Source organism: Geobacillus sp. PK12 (assembly GCF_004123125.1).
GTDB classification, from domain to species: domain Bacteria; phylum Bacillota; class Bacilli; order Bacillales; family Anoxybacillaceae; genus Geobacillus; species Geobacillus zalihae.
Genome location: NZ_SDKL01000003.1, coordinates 9513 through 32622 on the forward strand (window position 1 = coordinate 9513; position 23110 = coordinate 32622).

Consider the following 23110-nt stretch of genomic DNA (forward strand, 5'->3'; position numbering starts at 1 on the left):
GAAGAAGTGGTGCGCATGGCCGCAGAGGAAATGGGGTATTAGCATGAAAGGGGCCGAATCGGCCTCTTTTGTGCTTTTTCTTTTCCATCGGTCCATCAGGCGCGCTGGAAATCTTCATCTGAAAGAGCGTGCAAACGTTCCGAAAGAATGTGCAAAATCCGGAACAATCCGCAAAAATTTTGCACATTATTTCCGAATCCGCCTGAAATAATTTGAAAAAGGGATTCTGAAATAATGTGCTAGTTTACAGTCAAGGCCGCACACAACCGCTGAAGCGACTGTTTGGCCAGTGAGCCATCTCCCCATGCACAGAGAGTCAGAAAGGCTTCCGCCGTTAACGAACGCTGACGCCGGATAAAGCCTGTTTTCCGTGCGAGACGGGTTCATTCTTCGGGAGAAAAGAGTTGACGAATGGTTTGAATCCATGCTTTCATTTGTTTTTCCATGAAAAAAATCCTTTCTAACGTGGAGTGTTCGTTAGAAAGGATACCATGTTTTTGACGATGCACAAAGACCAAAATTCTTAACTTGATGGGTATGGGATCACTCTCTCTTCGTCCCCCTAGTCCCAAAACTAGTAGATAAAATGATCAATCACTATTTTATACCTAACCTACTTCTCACTAATATCCTCGATGAACCACCTTGTTCAACCCCCTCTCTTTTCTCTTCCATACAGCAATCATCCCTATGGCGACGAGCCCAAGGGTGCCGGCAAAATAAAAGGCGAAGGGAAGAGCGATGAGCTCGTTGACGATGCCGGCGAGGTACGGGCCACCAAACATGCCGATGGCGTAAATCGCCTGATACGTTCCCATCGCGGTCGCCTTTTTGCTTTCATCGACCGATTCAATTGACATTCCTAACAACAAGGGGAATAAAAGGCCGAGGAAAAAGCCGCTCCCGATTTGGACAGGATAAACCAACCAGCTTCCGCCGGCAACCGGAATCAAAAACGTAAACACGGCACTGCCGAAAAAGGCAATGACCAAGGATCGCCATTTCCCGAATAAAGGAACGACCGTCTTTCCGATGAACACCGTCGCGATGGCATGAGGAATCATAAAACAAATCATCAGAAAGCCCAAATCTCGTTCGTCAAGGCCGGCTTTTAGGACATACGCCGGTGTGAAGCCAAAAATGGTCGTAAACATGATCCCGTGGGCCAACACGGATAAAACGGAGACTTTGAGCAACAACGGTTCTTTCATAACGGAAAAAAGGTCTTTCAGCTGAACGGTTTGCGGCCGCACCGATCCCTTGCTTTGGTTCGATTCCTTGATCGATACAGAGAGAACGGCGCCCACCGCGGCCAGACATCCCCCGGCCCAAAACGGGGCATGCCAGCCCCAGCGGTCCACGATCGAGCCGCCTGCCGTCATGCCCACGAGCTGCGCCAACACCACGACAAGCGAAATTTGGCCCATCGCCCGGTGGATGTCTTCCGAACGGAAGTAACTAGCATACAGAACCGTAAAGACGACCCACGTCGCGGCGGCGACGCCAGCGAGCGCTCTTGCCACCAGCGCCCATCCTAAGCTGTTCGTGAGCGCAAACAGCCACCCGCTTCCCATCGCAGCCGCCATGCCGATCATGACAAACGGTTTTCTCCGTTGCACCATATCTGAGACAAGGCCGATCGGAATGCGGCATAAAAACTGCATGAGGCCGTAACTGCCCAAGACAAGCCCGACAAACGAATACGCCCCTCCCAGCTGTTCGACATACGGAGACAAGATCGGCATATAAATAAAAAGAGACAACCAAAAGAAAAAGGAGGCGATGAGAAACATCGCCACATCCTTGCGCCATGGGTTTCGCGCCACCTCCACTCCCCCCTTTGCGTGTTCATGTATGGCTACACCGAAGGCAACAAGGTCTCTGTTGCCTTCTTTGCCGAACCGAATTCGCGAATTTTTTGTTTGACCGTCTGTTTCACTTCTTCTCTTCCGGCGCCGAGGTATTTCCTCGGATCATACAGTCCCTCGTTCTCGCGGAACATGCGGCAAATGCCGCGAGTAAAGGCCCATTGATTCTCGGTGTTGACATTGATTTTCGCTGTTCCTAAGGAAATCGCCTTTTGGATATCGGCGAGCGGAATTCCGGTTCCGCCATGCAGGACAAGAGGTACCCCGGTTCGGCGCCCGATCTCTTCCATTTGGGCAAATCCCAGCTTTGGCTTCCCTTTGTACGGACCGTGAACCGAGCCTAACGCCGGAGCGAGGCAGTCGACCCCCGTTTCCTTCACGAGGCGTTCACATTCCTCCGGAATGGCATACATGGCGTCTGCTTCGTCCACCACCAAGTCATCCTCCTGCCCCCCGATTCTTCCCACTTCCGCTTCGACCGAGGCGCCAAACTCCCGGGCGGCTTTGACGACTTGTTTCGTGACGGAAATATTTTGTTCTAACGGATGATGGGACGCATCGATCATCACCGAAGTAAACCCGGCTTCCATCGCTTCGAGGCATTGTTCATAGGAAGAGCCGTGATCCAAATGAAGCGCGACCGGCACCGTGATGCGGTACTCCTTTACAAGCTCTTTCACCATGGCGGCTGCGGTCCGCAGCCCGCCAAGATGCCCAATATATCCCGGGCTCACCGCCAAAATGACCGGCGCTTCTTCCTCCTGGGCGCCCAGCAAAATGGCTTGGGCGAATTCCAGATTGTTGATGTTAAAATGCCCGATGGCATATCTTCCTTCCCATGCCCGTTGCAGCATGTTTTTCATCGACACAAGCGGCATTGTCCGTCCCCCTTTTCCTTTGAACATATGGAAAAAGTATCAAGCGCTCTTACGGCGCTTGATACTTTTTTGATCGCCTTACCAGCGGGCAGTCACCATTTTTTTGCGTGTATAAAACTCGACGCCGTCCATCCCGTTCGCATGAAGATCGCCATAAAACGAGTTTTTCCATCCGGAGAATGGGAAGAACGCCATCGGCGCGGGAACTCCTAAGTTGACGCCTAACATGCCGGCGTCGATTTCCTCGCGGAATTTGCGGACATTCCCCCCGTCTCTTGTATAGATGCACGCTCCATTGGCAAACGGAGACTTGTTGGCCACCTCAATGGCTTCATCTAATGTCTCGACCCGTACGATCGAAAGAACAGGGGCGAAAATTTCGTCTTTCCAAATGGTCATGTCAGTAGTGACTCGGTCAAAGATCGTCGGACCGATAAAGTATCCATTGTCCTGAACCGCGGCGTCCTTTCGTCCGTCGCGCACCAGAATGGCCCCTTCCTTTTCCCCAAGTTCAATATACTTCACGGTCCGTTGCTTATGGGCTTCGCGAATGACCGGGCCTAAAAAGACGCTCTCCTCCAGCCCATTGCCGATTTTCAATTCATTCGCGGCCGCCACCAGCTTCTCGACAAGTTCATCGGCAATCTCCCCAACCGCGACAACGACCGACGCCGCCATGCACCGTTCTCCCGCCGAGCCGAACGCCGCGTTAATAATTTCACGGACCGCAACATTCAAATCGGCATCCGGCATGACAATGGAATGGTTTTTCGCCCCCGTCAACGCTTGAACCCGTTTGCCGTGAGCCGCTGCCGTTTTGTACACATACTCGCCGACCGGCTGGGAGCCGACAAACGAGATGGCTTTCACATCCGGGTGCTCCAACAGCCCGTTCACGACATCATGCGCCCCATGGACGATGTTAAGCACCCCGTCCGGAAGCCCAGCCTCTTTAAACAGTTCAGCCAAACGATTCGCCAACATCGGCGTGCGCTCGGACGGTTTTAAGACGAACGTGTTTCCGCACGCAATCGCCAGCGGGAACATCCAGCAAGGAACCATCATCGGGAAGTTAAACGGCGTGATGCCCCCCACGACGCCGATCGGATACCGGTACATCCCCGATTCAATGCCGGTCGCAATATCTGGAAGCTGCCGCCCCATCATGAGCGTCGGCGCACCGGCCGCAAATTCGACGCATTCAATGCCGCGCTGCACTTCCCCATATGCTTCGTTGTAGCTTTTGCCGTTTTCTAACGTCACCAATCGGGCCAGCTCTTCCCAATGCTCGACAAGCAACTGCTGATATTTAAACAAGATTCTTGCCCGGCGCGGCACTGGCGTTTTGCGCCATGTTTTGAACGCCTCTTTGGCAGCTCGGACCGCTTCGTCCAACTCCTCGCGGCTTGAAATCGGAACGTAGGCCAGCACTTCGCCCGTTGCCGGGTTCGGAACGGCTTCCGTCTTCCCGGAACGTGACTCGACCCATTGCCCGCCAATATAGTTTTTTAAGGTTTGCACTCCCGTTGTCATCGTCATGTCCATGTTCCCCCTTCTTTTTATTTCCGAGCGGCTGAACCGTTGCGATGTTGTTCGATGAACTGTTCGATTTGCGCCAATGTCGGCATCGCATCCGAGCAGCTATGGCTTGAGATGACAATCGACGCCGCAGCTGCCCCGTATTCCATTGCCTTTGGAATCGGCCAATCGTTCATTAGCCCGTAGATAAATCCTGCGGCATACGAGTCGCCGGCCCCAAACGTTTTGACAATATTTGCTGGGAAAATCGTGCCGACAAACGTTTCTCCAGTTTTCGTATAAGCAATAGACCCGTCTTTGCCATGCTTAATGACAACGATTTTCGCGTTGTAATCAAACCATTTTCGCGCTGTTTGTTCATCATCGCGCCGCTGGCCGTCAAACCGCTCCATCATGTCAAATTCTTCTCTCGTGCCGATGATCACGTCGCATTTTTCGGCTGCCAAGTTGTAATAGATCGCTGTTTCCTCTTTGGATTGCCACGTATATGGGCGATAATCCAAATCGAACACAACGACGGTTCCATGGCGTCTTGCGTAGTCCAACGCTAAAAACACCGCTTCTCTTGACGGGCTTTTCGCTAAAGCTGTCCCGGAAATCAACAGGCATTTGGCGCGCCGAATATAGTCTTCGTCAATATCGTTCGGTTCCAGCTTCAAATCAGCGACATTATCGCGATACATTAGGATGCTGCAGTCGGTCGGGCTCTTGATTTCGGTAAACGCCAAGCCCGTCACACTGCCGGACTTGTCGGTAATGACATGGGACGTATCAATTCCATTGTTTTTTAAATATCGGACAATAAATCGACCCATTTGGTCGTCAGCAACCCGGCCGATAAATCCCGTTTTCATGCCGAGCCGCGCCATGCCGATGGCGATGTTCGCCGGAGACCCACCGACATATTTCGTAAACGTCACCGTTTCTTCCATCGGCCGATGGATTTCATTGGCGTTCAAATCGATGCATAGCCGGCCAACGGCGATAAAATCGAACGGTTTTTGCTGGTCAAATGGGAGGAAACTCATCGAACCGCCTCTTTCTATCATCTTTTTGGATCGTTTCTACTTCTGTTTGGCCGCGAGCTTGCTTTCCATCACCCACTCATGGTCCGGGTCATTATGGAACTTCCACGTCCGTACAGGCCCAGCCATGACGTTCAAGTAATACCCCTCATACCCTGGAGGAGCGGAAACCGGATGGTAGCCTTTCGGGACTAAGACGACATCCCCGTTTTTCACGACCATCGTTTCGTCGATGGAACGATCATCGGTGTACACACGCTGCACCATAAAACCGTGACCGGGATTGATTTTATGATAATACGTTTCTTCCAAATACGACTCATGGGGCAAGTTGTCTTGGTCATGTTTATGCGGAGGGTAGCTCGACCAGTTTCCTTCCGGCGTAAACACTTCAACGACAAGCAAGCTGTCGGCCGGTTGGGATTCCGGAAGAATGTTATGCACCCGCCGTTCAATATTTCCTGCTCCCCGTATTTCGACTCCTACTTCGCTTGGCGGGATCAGCCGCGCCGGGTATGTCCCTTTGCCCGGCGCGAGGCAAACCGCTACTTCCACGTCCGTTACGGCTTCAATTTCATATACATCGTTGGCCGGAACATAGACCGAGTACGGCGGAACTTTCTCAAACACATCCATTCTCAGCCCGATTTGTTCCCACCGCTCCTGCTTCGTCGATATGTTCGCTTTCCCTTTAAGAAGAACAAGGCAAGCCTCTTGCGCAAGCGTCTCTTTTCGCAACGTTTGCCCTTTTGCCAATACATACACTTCAAACCCGACATATTCCCATCCCGCCGATTCCGGCGTCACACGGACGACGTTCCCTTCTTCGTTCGGCGGATGGCTTGGTATGACCAGTCGGCTCATCGTTTCATCCTCCCCCTTACCGCTTTTGGGCCGCCAAGAGATGATGAACAAGGCGGTCAATATATTCTTTGGCCATTTTGGCGTACGTGTACGGGTGCGCCACAGCCGGGTCCTGTTCTGCTTCGACGATGATCCAGCCGTTATAGCCCATCTCAATCAATTTTGAAAAAATCGGAACAAAATCAATGCATCCATCTCCAGGAACCGTAAACATGCCACGCAGCACCGCCGTGCGAAAGTCGAGTTGTTCCCGTCTCACCTGCTCGAGCACATCGTGTCTTATGTCTTTTAAATGAACGTATTGAATGCGATCCGCATACCGATGCAACAGTTCAACTGGATCATATCCGCCATATAACGCATGCCCTGTGTCATACAAGAGATGGACAAGTTTCGGATCCGTCAGCTCCATTAGGCGATCGATCTCTTCCGCCGTTTCGACGACTGTTCCCGCGTGAAAGTGGTAAACAAGTTCCATTCCTAGCTCTTGGCATATATGCGCGGCGCGATGCAATCCGTCAACAAGGGACTCCCATTCGGAATCCGTGAGCTGCTGAATCGTTTTTTCTTCTGGCGCCCGGCGCGGATCCCAGTGCATCGATCCCCCCATTTCACAAACGATCGCATATTTGCATCCCATATCGTGCAAATATTCTGCCCAAGACCGGAACGTCTCGAGTTCCTTTTCGAGCCGGGAACGATCCGAAAAGAGTACACCGATAAACTTGCTGGCGAGCTCGATGCCGTATTGATTCAACTTTGCCCGCAATGACGGGGGATCTTGGGAGAACAGGCGCCCCATTTCTGTTGCGACATACCCAAGCTCCGCCATTTCGGATAATACTTGATCTTGTGTATAATGGTCACCTAGCCCCGGAATATCATCATTGACCCAGCTGATCGGGGCAATGCCGATACGAAAAGGATGAACCGTTTTTTCCATCTCTCTCACTCCAGTTGTTCAATATTTTCTTGCCCTTTGCAATTGTTGTTCTTTCCGCTTGTATGCCTCCGCAATTTTTGGGTTCCGGGACACTTCGGCCACGCCGACATGCCACCATGACTCATAATCATGGGTCATCGTTTTTGGAAGCACCTTAATATCGATCAACGTCGACAACGATTGTTGTTTGGCATCTTCGAGCGCTTCTTTTAATTGCTCGAGCGTGTGCACTTTATACGTTTTCACCCCGTAACCGGCCGCGCTTTGCGCAAAGTCAATCGGAATCAAGCCCCCGTCTAAGCGCCCCGTTTCTTCGTTGCGGTAGCGGAATTCGGTGGCGAAACTGCCCATTCCGTGACCCATTTGCAAGTTGTTAATGCAGCCAAATCCGGCATTATCGAATAGAAGAACATTGATTTTTTTCTTCTCTTGAATGCTCGTTACAAGCTCCGAGTGAAGCATTAAGTAGCTGCCATCGCCGACCATGGCATAGACTTCTTTATCCGGCTCCGCCATTTTCACGCCGAGCGCGCCGGAGATCTCATACCCCATGCACGAATAGCCATACTCCATATGATACGTATTCGGCCGGCGCGCCACCCACATGCGCTGCAAATCCCCCGGCAAGCTGCCTGCCGCTCCGATGATAATGGCGTCGTCATCGATCCACTCGTTAATCGCGCCAATGACTTCCGTTTGCGTTAACGAGGAACCGAAAAACTCCGAATACTCAGTTAACACCTCATCGAGATGGCCGGCCACCTCCGGCTTAAAGCCCGACTGGCGGTAGCGGACGTGATACAGCCGGTTAAGCTCTTCTTCCCAAGCCTTTTTCGCGATATCTATTTCATTCGTATAGCCGGATCGATACCCGATTTTCTCCAACTCTTCGGTTAAGGCGAGAAGAGCAAGTTTCGCATCTGCCACTACGCGGACGGCATCCAATTTGCAAGCATCAAAGACCGAGACATTGATCGTCAAAAATTCTACTTCAGGATGTTGGAAAAGCTGTTTCGACCCTGTCGTAAAATCGGTGTAACGAGTGCCAATCCCAATGACCAAATCGGCTTCCTTCGCGATTATATTGGCGGCAAGGTTGCCGGTGACGCCAATTCCCCCGAGATTGTATGGGTGGGCGCTTTCCACCGCGCTTTTGCCGGCTTGCGTTTCCCCATAAGGAATGTGAAATTTCTCGGCAAACTGTTTCAGTTCTTCCGCCGCCTCCGAATAACGGACACCGCCGCCGCAAATGATGATCGGTTTTTTCTTTCTGCGAATGAGCTCCACCGCCTCATGAATCGCCGCTTTCGCCGGAACGCGGCGTTCAATGCGGTGAATCCGTTTTTGGAAAAAGGATTCAGGAAAATCGTACGCTTCCCCTTGCACATCTTGAGGCAAGGCAATGGTGACTGCTCCGGTGTTGGCGGGATCGGTCAGTACCCGCATCGCTTGAATCATCGCCGGCATCAGCTGCTCGGGGCGGCTGATGCGATCCCAATATTTGCTGACGGCACGAAATGCATCATTTGTGGAAACCGTCAAATCATGCCAGTGCTCAATTTGTTGGAGTACCGGATCGGGTTGTCTAGTCGCGAACGTATCCCCCGGAAGCAATAAAACCGGAATATGGTTCGCTGAAGCCGTCGCCGCTGCTGTCACCATATTCGCTGCTCCAGGACCGACAGACGATGTGCACGCCATAATTTGCCGCCGGTGTTTTTGTTTTGCAAAGGCAATCGCCGCATGCGCCATGCCTTGCTCATTGCGCCCTTGGTACACTTCGAGCTCTCCTGGATCTTCCTCAAGCGCTTGGCCAAGGCCGAGTACGTTGCCATGGCCGAAAATCGTAAAAATGCCTTTGACAAACTTCTGGATGTGGCCATCGAACTCCACATACTGCTGATTTAAAAACTTGACTAACGCTTGGGCGGTTGTTAAGCGGATCGTTTTCATTTACTTCCCCCCTCCTGAAAAGGATTAAAGACTCAGACTTTTCTCGTTAAAAACCTCTTTGACTCTCATATGAATATCATCACATTCAACCTTCTCTACCCCCTCTATTCCCCTCAAATGAGTAAGCAAACCAATAAGATTATCTTGACTCTTTAGCTTTAATCGGAATGTAATATTAACTAAATTATCACTCAGCTCCTTTGTATCTAAAAAGTAGATATGTTTAATTACTGCCTTGCTCTCTCTGAAAAAGTTCGATATTTCCTTTAACGCATCTATTCCATCTCCGTCTTTAACTGTTATATGAATTGTAATTGCCTTAGCTGATGATAGCAGCTTTGACTCTATCCCTCGAAGAACAAAAGCGTTTATCAAAATGATCACCGTTCCCACCAATGCAGGTACATAAAATCCCGCTCCAACACATAAGCCTATGGAAGCAACAACCCACAAGGTAGCTGCAGTGGTGATTCCTGAGACTCTATTTGATTTACGCATGATTACCCCTGCTCCCAAGAAACCAATACCACTTATTACCCCATGAGCCAGGCGCGCTGGATCAAATCTTGCGTTCCAGTGACCTATTGTTTCATTAAATCCATAAATTGAAAGTATCATAATCAAAGCAGAACCAACGGAAACTAGAAGATGGGTTTTTACCCCTGCTTGTTTATCCCTTAAATCGCGCTCCCATCCAACGATACCACCAAGTATAGCTGCTAAAACTGTTCTCTCTATAATGGTATAGGTAGAGATTGTAAACAATATAACCACCTCCTTAGTTGTCATTTGGTATAACGATTATAACTTCCGCAACCAAAAATCTTATCACCATTAGAAGGATAACCTCACATGTTATTAATTTAATTGCCATAAGTTTAGTTGTTTATAAATTCATATTTTTGAATATATATAAAATTTTTATAATTTAAACTTGTGAAAACGATCCGGCCATTCCATTTTAGGATGAAAGTTGTAAGGTAAACATTGCGTAAATATAACAGCGTTTACCCATCTTGTTTTATACATGAGGGGTTTTTTATCAAGCCAATTTAATGGATCTAGTCTTACGGAAAAATGAATATATTCCTCAAAGGTACCCTCAAATCCTTTGGGCCAATATTTCTTTAATGGATGAGAAGGTACTCGTCCGCCTTTCTTTACATGTTCATAAGTTTCTTTAAGCCAATCAACTAGCATAACACCTGTTAGTGGCTCTTTCATACTTTCCCATCCACATAAAAGAGAACCGTGCTTCCCCCACTCAACTCTAATGATGGCTCTTTGATTGTTATCCCATGCCTCTTTGACCGCATCCTTAGAGCTAAGAACACGGGAATGGAACCAACACATAACATTAGTTATGGTCTCATTTTCAGGATTGTACTCAATCCAAATTTCTTCATGGTCGCACGGTTCATAATCATCAGGGAAATCATAGTCATCCTCCCAAAACAAGTGATAGCCAATCATTGGTTTGGTTGGATGATGTACTGCTACAACATCTTTCAACGGAAAACATTCTTTCTCGGTAAGGAGCAATATTGGACAAAATTTCCTAATCATCTGTGTTTCCTTCTCAGTAAGCGGAGTTAACGGATCCATCTGTAATACTAGACGGTACTGTTCTCCAGCCCTACGTATATTACCATCTAAGTGCAAGAGCTCCGCTAATCGTGATACATAATTCACATTATCAGGGATTACCCTTCTTAGAAACTCCAATTGGCAAATCGCTAGTTGGTAGAAATCATTAGTAGAAACTCCTTCCCTGATTAACCCCGTAATTTCCTCATTTCTCTTTTTCCACTCATATAAAAGCGTATCGATCATTTTAAATACCTCCTGGAGTTTCCTAGTTATTTCGCTTGGTTCCCTAGCTCCACTAGTATTTTTACTTCATTAGTAGTTATGGAATAAACACCCATATCGAGGAATTTTTTCATTACATCAGGTTCATCGATTGTCCAAACCCAAACAGGAATACAACGAATCGTGGCATAACTAACCAATGACTCGTCACAGAATTGATAGTTTATGTTTATACCGCAACATGAAGCTGCAATAGCTTCCCAACACGTTTTCCTGATAAAGGATTCATAATCCTCCTTATAGGTTTCATACAAACTTATACCTACATTTAGTAATACTTGATATAAACGGTAATGATTTTTTAAATAATTCGCTCTTTCCCTTTCACATCCAGAAATAATCACATAATCTCTCATCTTATATTTTTCAATTGTTTCTATCATTGGATCAATAGCACTATCTTCTTTTACATCTAGATTAATAATCCGGTGATGCTCTTTGACAATCGATAAAGCCTCCTCGAGCCGAAAAATCCTACTAGATCTATCGAGATCATGGAGTTCCTTAAACGATAAATCTCCTACCCTCCTTACTCCCTTTGGAGTTACAATCTTTTCATCATGCAGAAGAACAGCAACCCCATCCTTTGTAGCACGAACATCCACTTCAATAATATCCGCTCCTGCTTTTATTCCTTCTAATATAGATTCAATAGAATTAGGCGGCGTATTCATGCAACCAGTATGAGCAGTAATTAATGGTCTTTTCAACAAAATCCCTCATTTTTTATAATTTTATTGTTTCTATTAATTCGCCATGAATTCTCCCGTTGGAGGCGATCAGTGAATCATGAGAGAGGCGATAAGGATTTCCATCTTTATCTGTGGCTTTCCCCCCCGCTTCTGTCAAGATTAAGATCCCCGCCGCTGTATCCCATGGATTTAGACCATCATGCCAAAAACCTGTGATCCTTCCAGATGCCAATAAACATAGATCTAGACTCGCTGAACCAAATAGACGGATATTGCGGCTTCTCCCTGCCAATTGGTCTATTTGTTGAACGACACGAGACCCCGATCTAAAATCGCTAGCCTGAAATCCGGTTGCTATGACCGCTTCAGCCAAAGTCGATTCTTTTCCAACCCGAATGGGGCGTCCATTCAAATAAGCTCCAAATGTCTTTCTTGCCGTATAAAGTTCATCCGTGACTGGGTTGAACACAACGCCGATGACAGGCTCTCCATCCTTTACAACTCCGATCGAAATAGCGAAATACGGGATGCCATGAATAAAGTTGGTCGTACCATCAATGGGATCGATGATCCAACCGTAATCCGAATCATGATTTTTAAACATCTCATATACGTTGGCTTGACCGCAATTTTCTTCAGATAAAATCCAATGGCTAGGGTAATCCTTGTGAATCTTTCTCCGAAGTAAGTCCTCACTTCGTCTATCAACCTCTGTTACCAGATCAAAGGCATTCTTTTTTTGCTCAATTTTTCCTTTGTTTCCCAAATGACTCCTAATTAATTGTCCTGCTTGTAATACGTATTCAATCGCTGAGTTATACAAAACATGTTCTACACTGCATTTTACACTAACACCCATTTTTTAATTTCTCTCCTTTAGTTATAGACAGATTCTTTAACAAGCCCCTTGTTCATACCATCTTTTTTTAAACTTCTTCCTGTTACTGCATCAAATAAATGGATAGATGAGGTCTGAGTTGATATCTCGATAACCGAGCCATATTCGATACTAATATTGGGTTCAGCAAAAAAACGAACCTGTTCATTACCAACCTTTACACTAATCATTTTTGAATGCCCAACAAGTTCAACCATACTTACAGTACCTTTTATATAAACATCCCCATTTTTACCTAATTTTAAATCATAAGGGCGAATACCTACATGGACTTCTATTTCCTTTCTATTGAGCTCCCAAAATTCACAATCTAATTCAACAGTGCTATTTGGTAGATGAAGCTGGTTGTTCAGTAATTTTCCTTTTAGAAAATTCATCGGAGGCGTTCCGATAAATTGAGCTATAAAGTAGTTTTTTGGATTATAATACAATTCCATTGGGGTATCGTACTGAATAATCTGTCCCTCCTTCATAACAGCAATACGGTCAGCCATCGTCATCGCTTCTTCCTGGTCATGAGTAACCAAAATGGTTGTGATGCCTAATTCTTTTTGGATGCGGGAAATCTCCTCTCTCATTTCGATTTTTAATCTAGCATCGAGATTAGACATTGGCTCATCTAATAATAATACTTTGGGTCTTTTTACGATAGCACGTGCCAAAGCAACTCGTTGCTGTTGCCCCCCGGATAATTCACTCGGTTTTCGACCTAATAAATGCTCAAGTTGTACCATTTCGGCAGCCCGTTTTGCCCGTTTTATTCGTTCTTCCTTTGGAACTTTTTGTTGTTTCAATGGAAATGCAATATTATCTAAAACCGTCATATGCGGATATAAGGCATAGCTTTGAAACACCATGCCAATATTCCGATCCTTAGGTTCCAAGTCATTTACAATTTGGCCATCAAAATAAATTTCGCCCCTATCTGGCTTATAAATTCCCGCGATCATAAGCATCGTCGTTGATTTTCCGCAACCGCTCGGTCCAAGCAAAGCAACGAACTCCCCGTCATTAATCGTCAAATTCATGTTATCGATAGTATTGGTTTTTTTGTTAAATGATTTACAAATATTTCTCAGTTCAATTTTCATATCCCTTTTCCTCCCCCAGCACTCATTTGCATCAATGACTTCTGTGTAAAAAGGAAAAACAGTAAAACCGGGAACATATAAAACAGTGATACAGCACTTAACATCCCATAATTGACCATATTCGGATCGCTGATAAGTTTTTGTAAGTAAGACGACAAGGTTACATTTTCATCACTTAAAATAAAGGTATACAGCAATAAGAATTCAGACCAACCCGACAAGAATGAAAAAATGCTAACTGCTGCTATCCCTGGCTTAATCAATGGAAGGACAATTGAAAACCAAACCTTAAAACGACTGCAACCGTCAATTAATCCAGCCCATTCCACATCCCACGGTACATCATCAAAAAATCCCTTTATGATCCACGCTGTCATCGGAATTTGTAAGGCTGTCTTAACTAAAACAACCCCCCATAGTGAATCGAACAATCCCATAAAATTTAAAATGTAAAACACAGCAATCAGTAAAGCAACACTTGGAAATGCATGTAAAAGTAATATAGTCTTCATTAGCGCTTGACGTCCCGGAAATTCAGTCCGGGCTAAAGCATACCCAGCCATAACACCGATAATGACCTCAAGGATAGTAAGGGTACCTGAAAATACGAAAGAATTCCAAGTTGCCCTCCAAATACTTGGAAGCATGCTCCCTCCATGCTCCACATTAGTCCATAAAAACTCCCAGTTTTCTAAGGTAAAATGAACAGGAATAAAGCCGAATTTCATTTTCTCGAAAAATGAACTCACCAAAAGCCACAAATACATCAAAATAATAGGCAACGTTGTCAGCACTAAAACTCCGTAGGCAATGATGAAAGTAATACGTTTTTTCCACCTAGAAGAAGATATAACCATGGTCGTCGATTCTGTTTGATATCCTGTTATCTCCATAATTATTACCCCCTACTCTATTCTCGAAGAACTGATCATTTTTTTCATTCCAAAAGTTTTCCATGTAATAAGCGAAAAGATGAGAGCAATTAAAACGAGGACGAGGGAAATAGCAGCCCCGTATCCAAACTCAAAGTTTTGAAAAGCTTTGTGATAAGAATATAAAGCTAGCACTTCGCTTTCAAACAATGGTCCACCATTTGTCAACAGGAGAATATATTCATACGATGTGAGCAAGGACAAGCATTGCCATAATGTAACAAACATCAACGGCCAACGGACAGCAGGGATAATGATGTCTTTGATAATTGACCATTGTGAAGCGCCATCTACTTGTGCAGCCTGAAACAAGTCTCTCGGAATAGATTTAATGGCAGATGAAAAAATAATCATTCCAAATGAAGCACCAATCAATCCATTTGCTAAAATAATAGCTATCATCGGGTAATCCGAAAGCCATTCAATAGGAGGCATACCAAAAAAAGATCTCAAACTATTTAAAACACCATATTCACTAGGGTCAAAAAACCATAACCAAAGAAGTATATACACGACCGGTGGAGAAATTCGTGGTAGCATCCAAATAGTTCTGAAAGTGAGGCCGATGAATTCCCTTTGAACAAAGTAAGTTGTTAAAATACCTAAAGCTAAGCCAAAAAACACATTAATCAATAATGTGAAGAAAACATAAATTGCTGTATTTTTTACAATCAACAAAATATTAGGGTCAGTAATAATACTCCGGAAATTTTCCAAGCCGTTAAAATCCCATTTCATAGAAGAATCCATACTAGTGAATGCTAATATAGCTGTCAATAGAACAGGAAGAAAAAAGAACAGAAATATAAGAATTATAAACGGCCCAAGCATGATAGCAGGTAGTTTACATTTTTTGTAAAAAGAAACCACTTCATTAACCTCCCTCTGAAAATATTGATGTATTAAAGATCTCTGCGAGAATGAGAATGTGAATGTGAAGAGGGAGATACCTGGCAGGAGCCAGGTATCATTTTGCTTTCAATTTTAATCTACGATTTTTAACTGATCGCCAAGATCATTCTGCAACTGTACCTCTAAATCTTTCAATGCCTCCCGAGGCGTCTTTTTTCCAAGTTCAACCGCTTGAATAGCATTAAACACTGCCTTTGAGTATTTAGGAAATCCTTCATGATTTGGGAGGAATGTTGTATAATCAGACATGTATGCTACTTTTCCTAGTGTTACATCCGCTTTAAAATCTGGATGCTCAGCACCACCTTTTGTAACAGGGAGATGAAATGTTTTTATATTATGTTCCGTTTGTAGTGCAGGAGCAGCCACAAGTTCTAACAACCGTTTCACTAGTTCAGGATGCTCCGTCTGCGCTGAAACAGTATACACAAATGGATGGGAAAGAGTAAGAGGTTTTCCTCCTTTTTCCGCAGCAGGAATTAACATCATTCCCAGATGATCATTAACCCACTTTGCATCAACTTTTCCTAACTTTTCATGGAAGTTATCTTGCCCCCAGTTAAACACGTTCCAAATTCCGCCATAGTAGAATAAAGTTTTTCCGTTAACAACTATTTTGTGGATATTACTCCACTCCATCTGTGTAAGATTGCTTGGAATAAGTTTTTTCTTCGCGATTTCATAGTAGTAGTTCAATTGTTTTTCCACCGCTTTTTTATCTAATACAATTTTGTTTTCCTCAGGATCATATACTTTCCCACCAAAGTTATAAGCTATTGCCTGAAAATCAGGCCCATCAACTGGACGGTGGATAATCCCATATTGAACTAAACCTTTTGTTTTCGCTTCTTCCGCTAGTTTTGTCATATCTTCTAATGTAAATTCACCATTACGAACTTTCTCTGGAAGACTATCTATTTCCTCCTCGCTCCATCCAAGCTTTCTTAAAACATCCTTATTATAGAAAACAGGCCTCGCCTCTGTGTCCTGTAAAGCGCCCCAAATGTGCCCTCTATAAGTTACAGATTCCCATAATTTAGGGAATACATCCGAATACTCCTTCGACTTTTTTAATTCATCTAACGGAATTATATAATTCCCATCGGCTAACCAACCAATATTTTCATGTCCTGTTGCATAAATATCTGGTTCCTTTTTAGCTTTAAAAGCCAGCATAAATTGCTTAGCATATTCTTCCCAGCTGCCATTAAACGAACTTGTCTGCACCTTTACCTGTATATCCTTCCCTTGCTCTTTCAATTCCTTATTTAACATTTCCGCAGCCTTAACAAGGTTCTCAACCCTTGTCAATTCTGCACCCGCTGTCTGAGCTCTAATTGTTACTATTTTAGTCCCATCTACATCTGTACTGCTCTTCTTTGATAGACTAGGCTGTTCACATCCTGCAATGATTAGTACTACACAGATAAATACCACAAACAAAATATTGGATATTAATCTCTTTTTCACCTTTCTCCCTCCATACCCAATTTTATCCATAAAGACAACTCACGCTTAGACATTGAGTTTTCTAAAAGGCTGGTGATTTAACAGAAAGTGTAGCTTCATCATACCGCGTTTCAAATTGAGAAGTCTTATAAAACGTTGCTCCTCTTCGCAACCGAGGATAGTCGATTTAAAAGAAATGTCTATTTTTCACCACCCTTCTAAAGATGGCTTAAGATTTCGAAGAGTTCACCTCCTCGTACATACATCTTACTATCTTAGTTTTTTGATAAATTTAATTAAATGTAAAAAATTCTACAATTATATTATTTTTGTAAGATACTCGGATTTTTTATTTGTCTATCCCTTAAATTTATGATAACGTTGTTTTTAGCACTTTCATAAATCGCCTCTAGCAATTGAATCGAGCGGAATCCATCTTCAGCTGTCACCGGAGGCTTTGTTCCATGGATAATGGCATCAATAAACAGACGATCCTCTTCCTTATATCCCCATTTTTCTTCAATGGATAATTGATAGAAATCATGAATGTGCGCCGCCTGCTGCAACCCTGGGGCATACATGACTTTTTCGAGTTCTTGGGTTGCGACCGTGCTATACTTCCCATAAACTTCCAAACTCTCAAACGGAAAGCTCCATCCGGCATGGGCATACGTCACAAAATTGACGATCGTCCCCGAGACAAATGTCATCATAATCGCGAATGTATCTAATTCCTCTGTCGAAATGTTTTGTTTTGCTTCGCAGTAAACCGTTTGTACTTCACCAAATAAATAACGGCATAGATCCATCAAATGGAAAGGAGTTTCATACAAGAAGCCTCCCGTCACCTTCGGGTTTGCCGTCCAAGGAGGATTTAACAGTTCGCCGCGGTTCATTTTTACATGAGCCAAATAGGGGGTTACCTCCCCGGAATCAACCAATTCCTTGACTCTTTTATACACCGACGCATACCGGCGGTTCATTCCCAAGTTGTAAATCGCCTTTGATCGTTCAGCCGCTTGCCTGATCTGCTCTGCCCCCTCCAAAGAAGTCGCCATCGGTTTTTCTGAGAACACATGCACATTGTTTTCCAGACATTTTAGTACCGGCTCAACATGCATCGTGTTTGGCGTCGTCACGTAAACAGCATCTACACCAAGATCAAATAATTCCTCGAGGCTTTTGACCGCTTTTGCTTCCCCGGCTTCCTTCGCCAATGAAGCGGCTCTTTCTTCCACAATATCCGCTACCCCAATAATTTGAACCCGCTCATCTTTCTTTAGGATCGACGTATGTACCTTGGCAATCCCTCCGGCTCCCAAAATCCCTACTTTCACCCGAGTCATTATTTTCTCCTCCTCATCTCCGTTGTAGCAGGGAAGCGCTTTCTAATACATCGAAAACAATGGTTATCATGTCCATTAATAATAGTGCAATCTAATCTCCATCGAACTTTTTTGAGCAAGCGCTTTCCTTTTGTTTTTTATTTTACCCTCAACCTATTATTTTATCAAGTATTTTTTCTAAATTTATAGAATTTTTATTAAAAAATAAAAGAACAGCTATTTACAGCTGTTCTTCTCCTTAAATTCAACGTTCTCTCCGGTAACATCTATTATTTCATAAAAACAATCTGCTCACATCCTTACGATTTCACTTTAGCGATATGACAGGCCGATTTCCTTACCACTAGATGAGGCGGCAAAATGATCCGCTGTTTCGTATGATTGGTCTCTTCAATTTGGGCAATTAGCAGGTCAACCGCTTGCCTTCCCATTTCTTCAATAGGTTGGGCGACTGTCGTCAACGGCGGGTCGATAATGGCCGATAAAATCGTATTATCAAATCCAACCACTGACAGATCATCGGGAATGCGGAGTCCCAACTCTTTAGCCGCCTGATAAATGCCAACGGCAAGAGAATCAAAACAGGCAAAAATCGCTGTCGGCCTTGGGGTCAACTGCAACAGCTCCATCGCCGCTCTTTTTCCATCAGCCATCGAATAGTCCGTATATACAATCCAGGATTCTTCGCATTTCAAGCCGTTCTCTTGAAGCACCTGCTGATAGGCCTGCAGCCTGTATTTATCGCTTGTGCGACTTAAATTCCCAAGCATGATCGCGATCTGTTGATGTCCTAGGGAAACAAGATGCGAGACAGCCTGATATCCCCCTAAAAAATCATCAACTCTCACCACGTTAATGGCCAGCTCCGGGATGTCTTGGGCAATAAAAACCAAAGGGAAATTCTCTTCCAACAGCTCTTTGATCATTGTATAATTGTTCGTTGTGGTTCCGATAATGATGCCATCCACGCTTTTTTGGCGCAATAAAGAAAGATACATTTCTTCCGTCTCCGGGTTGTTATCCGTATTGCACATCAGAACGTTAAATCCCTGTTCTCTCCCCCGATCTTCCACTTTCCTAGCGATTTCAGAAAAAAATGGGTTTGCTACGTCAGGGATGACAAGGCCAATCGTTCTTGTCCGCTTCCCAGTCAACGCCGAGGCGACCATGCTCGGTTGATAATGCAGCTCTTCCATTACCCGAAGGACTCTTTTTCTCGTTCTTTCACTAATGCGCCCGGTATTATTGAGCACCCTTGATACCGTTGAAATGGATACACCCGCTTTTTTTGCTACATCGTAAATGGTTACTTTCATCGCTCATCATTCTCTCCATCTGTTGTAGTCAAGCTCGTTAGGTAAAGCGCTTGCTCTCTTTAATGTTATTCTAATCCTTTTTCCACTTTCTTTCAATGATTTTTTCGATTTCGTAATAAATGAAACCCATATAAAAACCGGCCTAGATTGACCGGTTTTAAGCAAAAATATTGTCATTTCTCCTACCTCCCCCGAAACACCGGCTTCCGCTTTTCTAAAAAGGCGCGGACGCCTTCGCGGTGGTCTTCGGTTTGCCGCATGCGCTGTTGGGCGTCGGTTTCGAGTTCGAGCACGCGAAGCAAATCTTCTTTTGTTTGTTCGACGTACAACATTTTCGTGGCGATCATGGCTTGGAGCGGTTTTTCCTGCAAGGAAGCGATGAATGGTTCGGCTTGCTCCTCATTGTCAACGACGAGATCGACAAGTCCAAGGTGTTGCGCTTCGTCCGCGCTCATCGGTTTTCCTTCCCAAATGATCTGTTTGGCTTTCGCCGTGCCGACCCGCTGGGCCAAGAAGAAATGCCCGCCGCCGTCTGGGATGAGGCCGATGCCGATGAAATTCATCGCCAAGCGCGCTTCTTTTGTCGCGATCAGGTAATCGCTTGCCAAGGCGAAGCTGAATCCAAGGCCTGCCGCAGGGCCATGGATGAGGGAAACGGTGATTTTCGGCATCGTATACAAGAGTGTGATCATCTCCCGAATCGTATTCATCACCGTCTGAAACTGGTTTGGATCATCGACAGCGAGCATCGTCTTAATGTCGCCTCCAGCCGAAAATCCTCTTCCTCTGCCGCGGATGACGACAATGGAAGCGTCGCTTTCCTTGACTTTCCGCAGTGCGTCGACGAGCTCATGCAACATTTGTACATCCATCGCATTGAGTGCCTGCGGGCGATTGAGTTCCAGTATTGCTTTGTTTTGGTCAAATGTCAAAACAACTGTTTCCATCGTTCTCCCCCTCTGAATCATCATTCATTTATTCATTTCCCGATCGGAGGGCAAAATTCCTTTTTTGTGCATGAAAAACTGGGTGCCCGCAGTCAAGGCACCCTCCCTTTCATTGCATTTTACCGTGTATGTTTGCCTGCTTTCTTTACAGCCGTCCTTTCTCCTCGCCTAAAGCAGCAAGCAGCCGCTCGATCCGTTCGAGCCGGCACCCCATACTCCCGATGGAGAAGGCGATCCATATTAACTGCCACAAACAGCACAAACGGCAGAAGCCACGCAAACAAAGGAAACAACCCATCTCCAATCGGAATCCTCATTTACCCTAACTTTTTCCATCTATAATTTTAGTTTTCGTTAAAAATAATCAACTTCAACTCCGTCATTTCTTCAATCGCATAACGAATGCCTTCACGGCCAAACCCGCTTTCTTTCACGCCGCCGTACGGCATATGGTCAACGCGGAACGTTGGGATGTCGTTAATCAACACGCCGCCAACGCGCAGTTGTTTCGCCGCTTTCCACGCGGTATGGACGTTGTCGGTGTAGATGCCTGCCTGCAAGCCGTAGCGCGAGTCATTGACCAATTCAATGGCTTCATCGATCGAACGGACGCGGTTGATCAAGACGATCGGGGCGAACACTTCTTGGCAAGACACTTTCATCGTCGGTTCGGCGTCCACAATGACCGTCGGAAGCAAGATATTGCCGTCGCGCTCGCCGCCGAGGACGACGTTTGCGCCGCCTTGTTTTGCCTCTTCGATCCAAGAGAGCGCCCGGTCGACATCGTTTGGCGTAATCAAGGCGGATACATCGGTGGTTGGATCCAACGGGTCGCCTGTTTTCAACTGTTTCGCGGCCAAGACAAATTTTTCAACGAACTCATCATAACGATTCTCATGCACGTAGATGCGCTGGAGCGAAATGCATACTTGCCCTTGGAACGTGAACGCGCCAAATACGCAGCGCGGGATGATGCGGTCAAGATCGACCTGTTCATCGACGATCACGGCCGAGTTGGAGCCAAGCTCCAACGTCACCCGCTTTAAGCCTGCTTTATTGCGGATCGCGATGCCGACTTCCGGGCTGCCGGTGAAGGTGATCATGCTGATGCGCGGGTCGGTGACGATTTTATCCCCGACCGTGCGGCCGCTTCCGGTCACAACGTTGAGCGCCCCTTTCGGCAGGCCGGCTTTTTCGAACAGTTCGGCAATAAAGTAGGCGGACAGCGGCGTTTGGCTGGCTGGCTTCAACACAACGGTGTTGCCCGAGGCGATGGCCGGGCCGAGCTTATGGGCGACTAAGTTCATCGGGAAGTTAAACGGCGTAATCGCCCCGATGACGCCGATCGGTTCGCGGACCGTCAAGGCAATGCGATGTTCCCCGCCCGGCGCGGCGTCAAGCGGCAGCGTTTCCCCATGAATGCGCTTCGCTTCTTCGGCGGCGAATTTGTACGTTTGAATCGTGCGGGCGACTTCCCCTTTCGCCGTGATGATCGGTTTGGCTGCTTCCAGCGCGATCAACCTTGCCGCTTCTTCCTGCCGCGCTTTCAGCTGCTCGACAACCCGCTCTAAAATGGCGGCCCGCTCATGAGCAGGCATAGCGGCCATCGTTTGCCGCGCGGCGTACGCCGCCGCGATCGCTTCGTCAACTTCTTCTTCCGATGCAGCCGGGATCTCGGCGATCGTCTCGCGTGAATACGGTGATTTCAGTTCAGTGTAAGACTTCCCTTCCCGCCATTCGCCGTTGATGTATAGCTTCTGTTTCTGCACCGCGATTGACATCTTTTCACCCTTCCCTTCTTTTAAGCACGCGGCCGAAATTTTCCCCTTCAGTATATGTCCCGCATGCCCTGTTTATTTGTTTCATTCGCCATCGCGCGTGAAAATCCTTCCACTTGTCCTTTGTTTACGAAAGCCGTCCGTTGCCATGCAGCGCCATCATTCGCCTCTCTCGTTACGGGTGACGTTCCCCTCCCCTCTCTATGATAACACTCCGTCGCTCGGTTTGCCGCCAAACTGCTTGCCCCTGTTCGCGGAAAGACAAGCAACATAGCCCTTGGTCACCGGCCGCCCAACGTTCGGCGCAACATTTCCTCAGCTAACCGTTCAGCCCCGCAAGGCATGATGATGGCTTTCTAATTCCTCCTTCTCCTATGTTTTTGTTGTATGATAAAAGCAGCCAAAAATAGTGTAGAGGGAGATTTGGAAATGAACATTAAAACACTCATCGACCTCACCATGCCGATCACGGCCCAAACTCCGGTGTACCCGGGGGATCCGAAGCCGAAAATCGAACCGGCGACGACGTTCGCCCAAGACGGCTATCACGTCAGCCGCCTTGTGCTCGGTTCGCACAGCGGCACGCACATCGATGCGCCGTTCCATTTTTGCGAGCATGGCTGGCGGTTGGATGACGTGCCGCTCACCTATTTTCTTGGCCGCGGCATCGTGATCGATGCCACCGGGAAAGCGGAAGGCGAAGCGGTGACGATGGCCGATGCCGCTCCGTATATCCCGAAGCTGTCGCCGGGAACCGTTGTGTTGTTTCATCCTATTTCGCGCAGGAGACTCCCACTTCAACGACCA

21 protein-coding genes are annotated in these 23110 nt (G+C 46.3%); 2 read left to right on the forward strand and 19 right to left on the reverse strand.

The window, feature by feature from the left end:
* Positions 1–211: general secretion pathway protein A (locus ETR37_RS19355; RefSeq protein ID WP_240673868.1), on the forward strand; the 211-nt coding region annotated here is incomplete at its 5' end.
* Between the two features lie 412 nt (positions 212–623).
* Here the strand turns inward: ETR37_RS19355 and ETR37_RS02530 are convergent.
* The 19 genes from ETR37_RS02530 to ETR37_RS02620 all read right to left on the reverse strand — a co-directional run bounded on the left by ETR37_RS02530 (position 624) and on the right by ETR37_RS02620 (position 22306).
* Positions 624–1793, reverse strand: a complete 1170-nt coding sequence (locus tag ETR37_RS02530; protein WP_129446893.1) for an MFS transporter — start codon at positions 1791–1793, stop codon at positions 624–626.
* Between the two features lie 65 nt (positions 1794–1858).
* The gene (gene fba / locus ETR37_RS02535; protein ID WP_094238773.1) at positions 1859–2746 is read right to left on the reverse strand and encodes a class II fructose-1,6-bisphosphate aldolase; all 888 of its coding nucleotides are present in this window, start codon (positions 2744–2746) and stop codon (positions 1859–1861) included.
* A gap of 78 nt (positions 2747–2824) precedes the next feature.
* Complete coding sequence (locus ETR37_RS02540) at positions 2825–4285, reverse strand: CoA-acylating methylmalonate-semialdehyde dehydrogenase (RefSeq protein ID WP_129446856.1); 1461 nt, start codon at positions 4283–4285, stop codon at positions 2825–2827.
* 20 nt (positions 4286–4305) lie between these two features.
* Positions 4306–5313 (reverse strand): 5-dehydro-2-deoxygluconokinase, encoded by a 1008-nt coding sequence (iolC, locus tag ETR37_RS02545; protein WP_063165769.1) that lies wholly within the window; start codon positions 5311–5313, stop codon positions 4306–4308.
* 36 nt (positions 5314–5349) lie between these two features.
* A complete protein-coding gene (gene iolB / locus ETR37_RS02550; RefSeq protein WP_063165768.1) occupies positions 5350–6174 on the reverse strand; it encodes a 5-deoxy-glucuronate isomerase in 825 nt (274 codons plus the stop codon).
* Between the two features lie 16 nt (positions 6175–6190).
* Positions 6191–7117, reverse strand: a complete 927-nt coding sequence (iolE, locus tag ETR37_RS02555; RefSeq protein ID WP_129446857.1) for a myo-inosose-2 dehydratase — start codon at positions 7115–7117, stop codon at positions 6191–6193.
* An 18-nt stretch (positions 7118–7135) separates the two neighbouring features.
* Positions 7136–9070: a 3D-(3,5/4)-trihydroxycyclohexane-1,2-dione acylhydrolase (decyclizing) gene (iolD, locus tag ETR37_RS02560; RefSeq protein ID WP_129446858.1), complete on the reverse strand. Its 1935-nt coding sequence runs from the start codon at positions 9068–9070 to the stop codon at positions 7136–7138.
* A 24-nt stretch (positions 9071–9094) separates the two neighbouring features.
* Positions 9095–9835, reverse strand: coding sequence for an MgtC/SapB family protein (locus ETR37_RS02565; RefSeq protein WP_164977976.1), 741 nt, complete (start codon positions 9833–9835; stop codon positions 9095–9097).
* Positions 9836–9991: 156 nt separating this feature from the next.
* Positions 9992–10903 carry a hypothetical protein gene (locus ETR37_RS02570; protein ID WP_129446860.1) on the reverse strand — a complete coding sequence of 304 codons (912 nt, stop codon included), beginning with the start codon at positions 10901–10903 and terminating at the stop codon, positions 9992–9994.
* Between the two features lie 26 nt (positions 10904–10929).
* On the reverse strand, positions 10930–11652 hold the full coding sequence (locus tag ETR37_RS02575) for a glycerophosphodiester phosphodiesterase (RefSeq protein ID WP_129446861.1): 723 nt from the start codon (positions 11650–11652) through the stop codon (positions 10930–10932).
* A gap of 16 nt (positions 11653–11668) precedes the next feature.
* Positions 11669–12493, reverse strand: coding sequence for an inositol monophosphatase family protein (locus ETR37_RS02580; protein WP_129446862.1), 825 nt, complete (start codon positions 12491–12493; stop codon positions 11669–11671).
* Between the two features lie 17 nt (positions 12494–12510).
* Positions 12511–13623 (reverse strand): ABC transporter ATP-binding protein, encoded by a 1113-nt coding sequence (locus ETR37_RS02585; RefSeq protein WP_129446863.1) that lies wholly within the window; start codon positions 13621–13623, stop codon positions 12511–12513.
* Positions 13620–14516 carry a carbohydrate ABC transporter permease gene (locus ETR37_RS02590; protein ID WP_129446864.1) on the reverse strand — a complete coding sequence of 299 codons (897 nt, stop codon included), beginning with the start codon at positions 14514–14516 and terminating at the stop codon, positions 13620–13622. Before ETR37_RS02590 ends, ETR37_RS02585 begins: the two co-directional genes overlap by 4 nt.
* 12 nt (positions 14517–14528) lie before the next feature.
* A complete protein-coding gene (locus ETR37_RS02595; protein WP_483299675.1) occupies positions 14529–15386 on the reverse strand; it encodes a carbohydrate ABC transporter permease in 858 nt (285 codons plus the stop codon).
* A 153-nt stretch (positions 15387–15539) separates the two neighbouring features.
* A complete protein-coding gene (locus tag ETR37_RS02600) occupies positions 15540–16937 on the reverse strand; it encodes a sugar ABC transporter substrate-binding protein (protein ID WP_240673869.1) in 1398 nt (465 codons plus the stop codon).
* 302 nt (positions 16938–17239) lie between these two features.
* Positions 17240–18262: a Gfo/Idh/MocA family protein gene (locus ETR37_RS02605; RefSeq protein ID WP_081157275.1), complete on the reverse strand. Its 1023-nt coding sequence runs from the start codon at positions 18260–18262 to the stop codon at positions 17240–17242.
* Positions 18263–18561: 299 nt separating this feature from the next.
* Positions 18562–19578 carry a LacI family DNA-binding transcriptional regulator gene (locus ETR37_RS02610; protein WP_042380736.1) on the reverse strand — a complete coding sequence of 339 codons (1017 nt, stop codon included), beginning with the start codon at positions 19576–19578 and terminating at the stop codon, positions 18562–18564.
* 182 nt (positions 19579–19760) lie between these two features.
* Positions 19761–20525: an enoyl-CoA hydratase gene (locus ETR37_RS02615; RefSeq protein ID WP_129446867.1), complete on the reverse strand. Its 765-nt coding sequence runs from the start codon at positions 20523–20525 to the stop codon at positions 19761–19763.
* Positions 20526–20869: 344 nt separating this feature from the next.
* Complete coding sequence (locus ETR37_RS02620; protein WP_129446868.1) at positions 20870–22306, reverse strand: aldehyde dehydrogenase family protein; 1437 nt, start codon at positions 22304–22306, stop codon at positions 20870–20872.
* 426 nt (positions 22307–22732) lie between these two features.
* Here ETR37_RS02620 and ETR37_RS19710 point away from each other — a divergent pair.
* Positions 22733–23110 (forward strand): cyclase family protein (locus tag ETR37_RS19710; RefSeq protein WP_240673870.1); only part of this gene is annotated, 378 nt, incomplete at its 3' end.

Bases quoted from the DNA above. Each gene is read 5' to 3' on its own strand.
- ETR37_RS02530 (WP_129446893.1), bottom strand. From the start codon at position 1,793: ATGTTTCTCATCGCCTCCTTTTTCTTTTGGTTGTCTCTTTTTATTTAT.
- fba (WP_094238773.1), bottom strand. From the start codon at position 2,746: ATGCCGCTTGTGTCGATGAAAAACATGCTGCAACGGGCATGGGAAGGA.
- ETR37_RS02540 (WP_129446856.1), bottom strand. From the start codon at position 4,285: ATGACGATGACAACGGGAGTGCAAACCTTAAAAAACTATATTGGCGGG.
- iolC (WP_063165769.1), bottom strand. From the start codon at position 5,313: ATGAGTTTCCTCCCATTTGACCAGCAAAAACCGTTCGATTTTATCGCC.
- iolB (WP_063165768.1), bottom strand. From the start codon at position 6,174: ATGAGCCGACTGGTCATACCAAGCCATCCGCCGAACGAAGAAGGGAAC.
- iolE (WP_129446857.1), bottom strand. From the start codon at position 7,117: ATGGAAAAAACGGTTCATCCTTTTCGTATCGGCATTGCCCCGATCAGC.
- iolD (WP_129446858.1), bottom strand. From the start codon at position 9,070: ATGAAAACGATCCGCTTAACAACCGCCCAAGCGTTAGTCAAGTTTTTA.
- ETR37_RS02570 (WP_129446860.1), bottom strand. From the start codon at position 10,903: ATGATCGATACGCTTTTATATGAGTGGAAAAAGAGAAATGAGGAAATT.
- ETR37_RS02580 (WP_129446862.1), bottom strand. From the start codon at position 12,493: ATGGGTGTTAGTGTAAAATGCAGTGTAGAACATGTTTTGTATAACTCA.
- ETR37_RS02585 (WP_129446863.1), bottom strand. From the start codon at position 13,623: ATGAAAATTGAACTGAGAAATATTTGTAAATCATTTAACAAAAAAACC.
- ETR37_RS02590 (WP_129446864.1), bottom strand. From the start codon at position 14,516: ATGGAGATAACAGGATATCAAACAGAATCGACGACCATGGTTATATCT.
- ETR37_RS02595 (WP_483299675.1), bottom strand. From the start codon at position 15,386: ATGCTTGGGCCGTTTATAATTCTTATATTTCTGTTCTTTTTTCTTCCT.
- ETR37_RS02605 (WP_081157275.1), bottom strand. From the start codon at position 18,262: ATGACTCGGGTGAAAGTAGGGATTTTGGGAGCCGGAGGGATTGCCAAG.
- ETR37_RS02610 (WP_042380736.1), bottom strand. From the start codon at position 19,578: ATGAAAGTAACCATTTACGATGTAGCAAAAAAAGCGGGTGTATCCATT.
- ETR37_RS02615 (WP_129446867.1), bottom strand. From the start codon at position 20,525: ATGGAAACAGTTGTTTTGACATTTGACCAAAACAAAGCAATACTGGAA.
- ETR37_RS02620 (WP_129446868.1), bottom strand. From the start codon at position 22,306: ATGTCAATCGCGGTGCAGAAACAGAAGCTATACATCAACGGCGAATGG.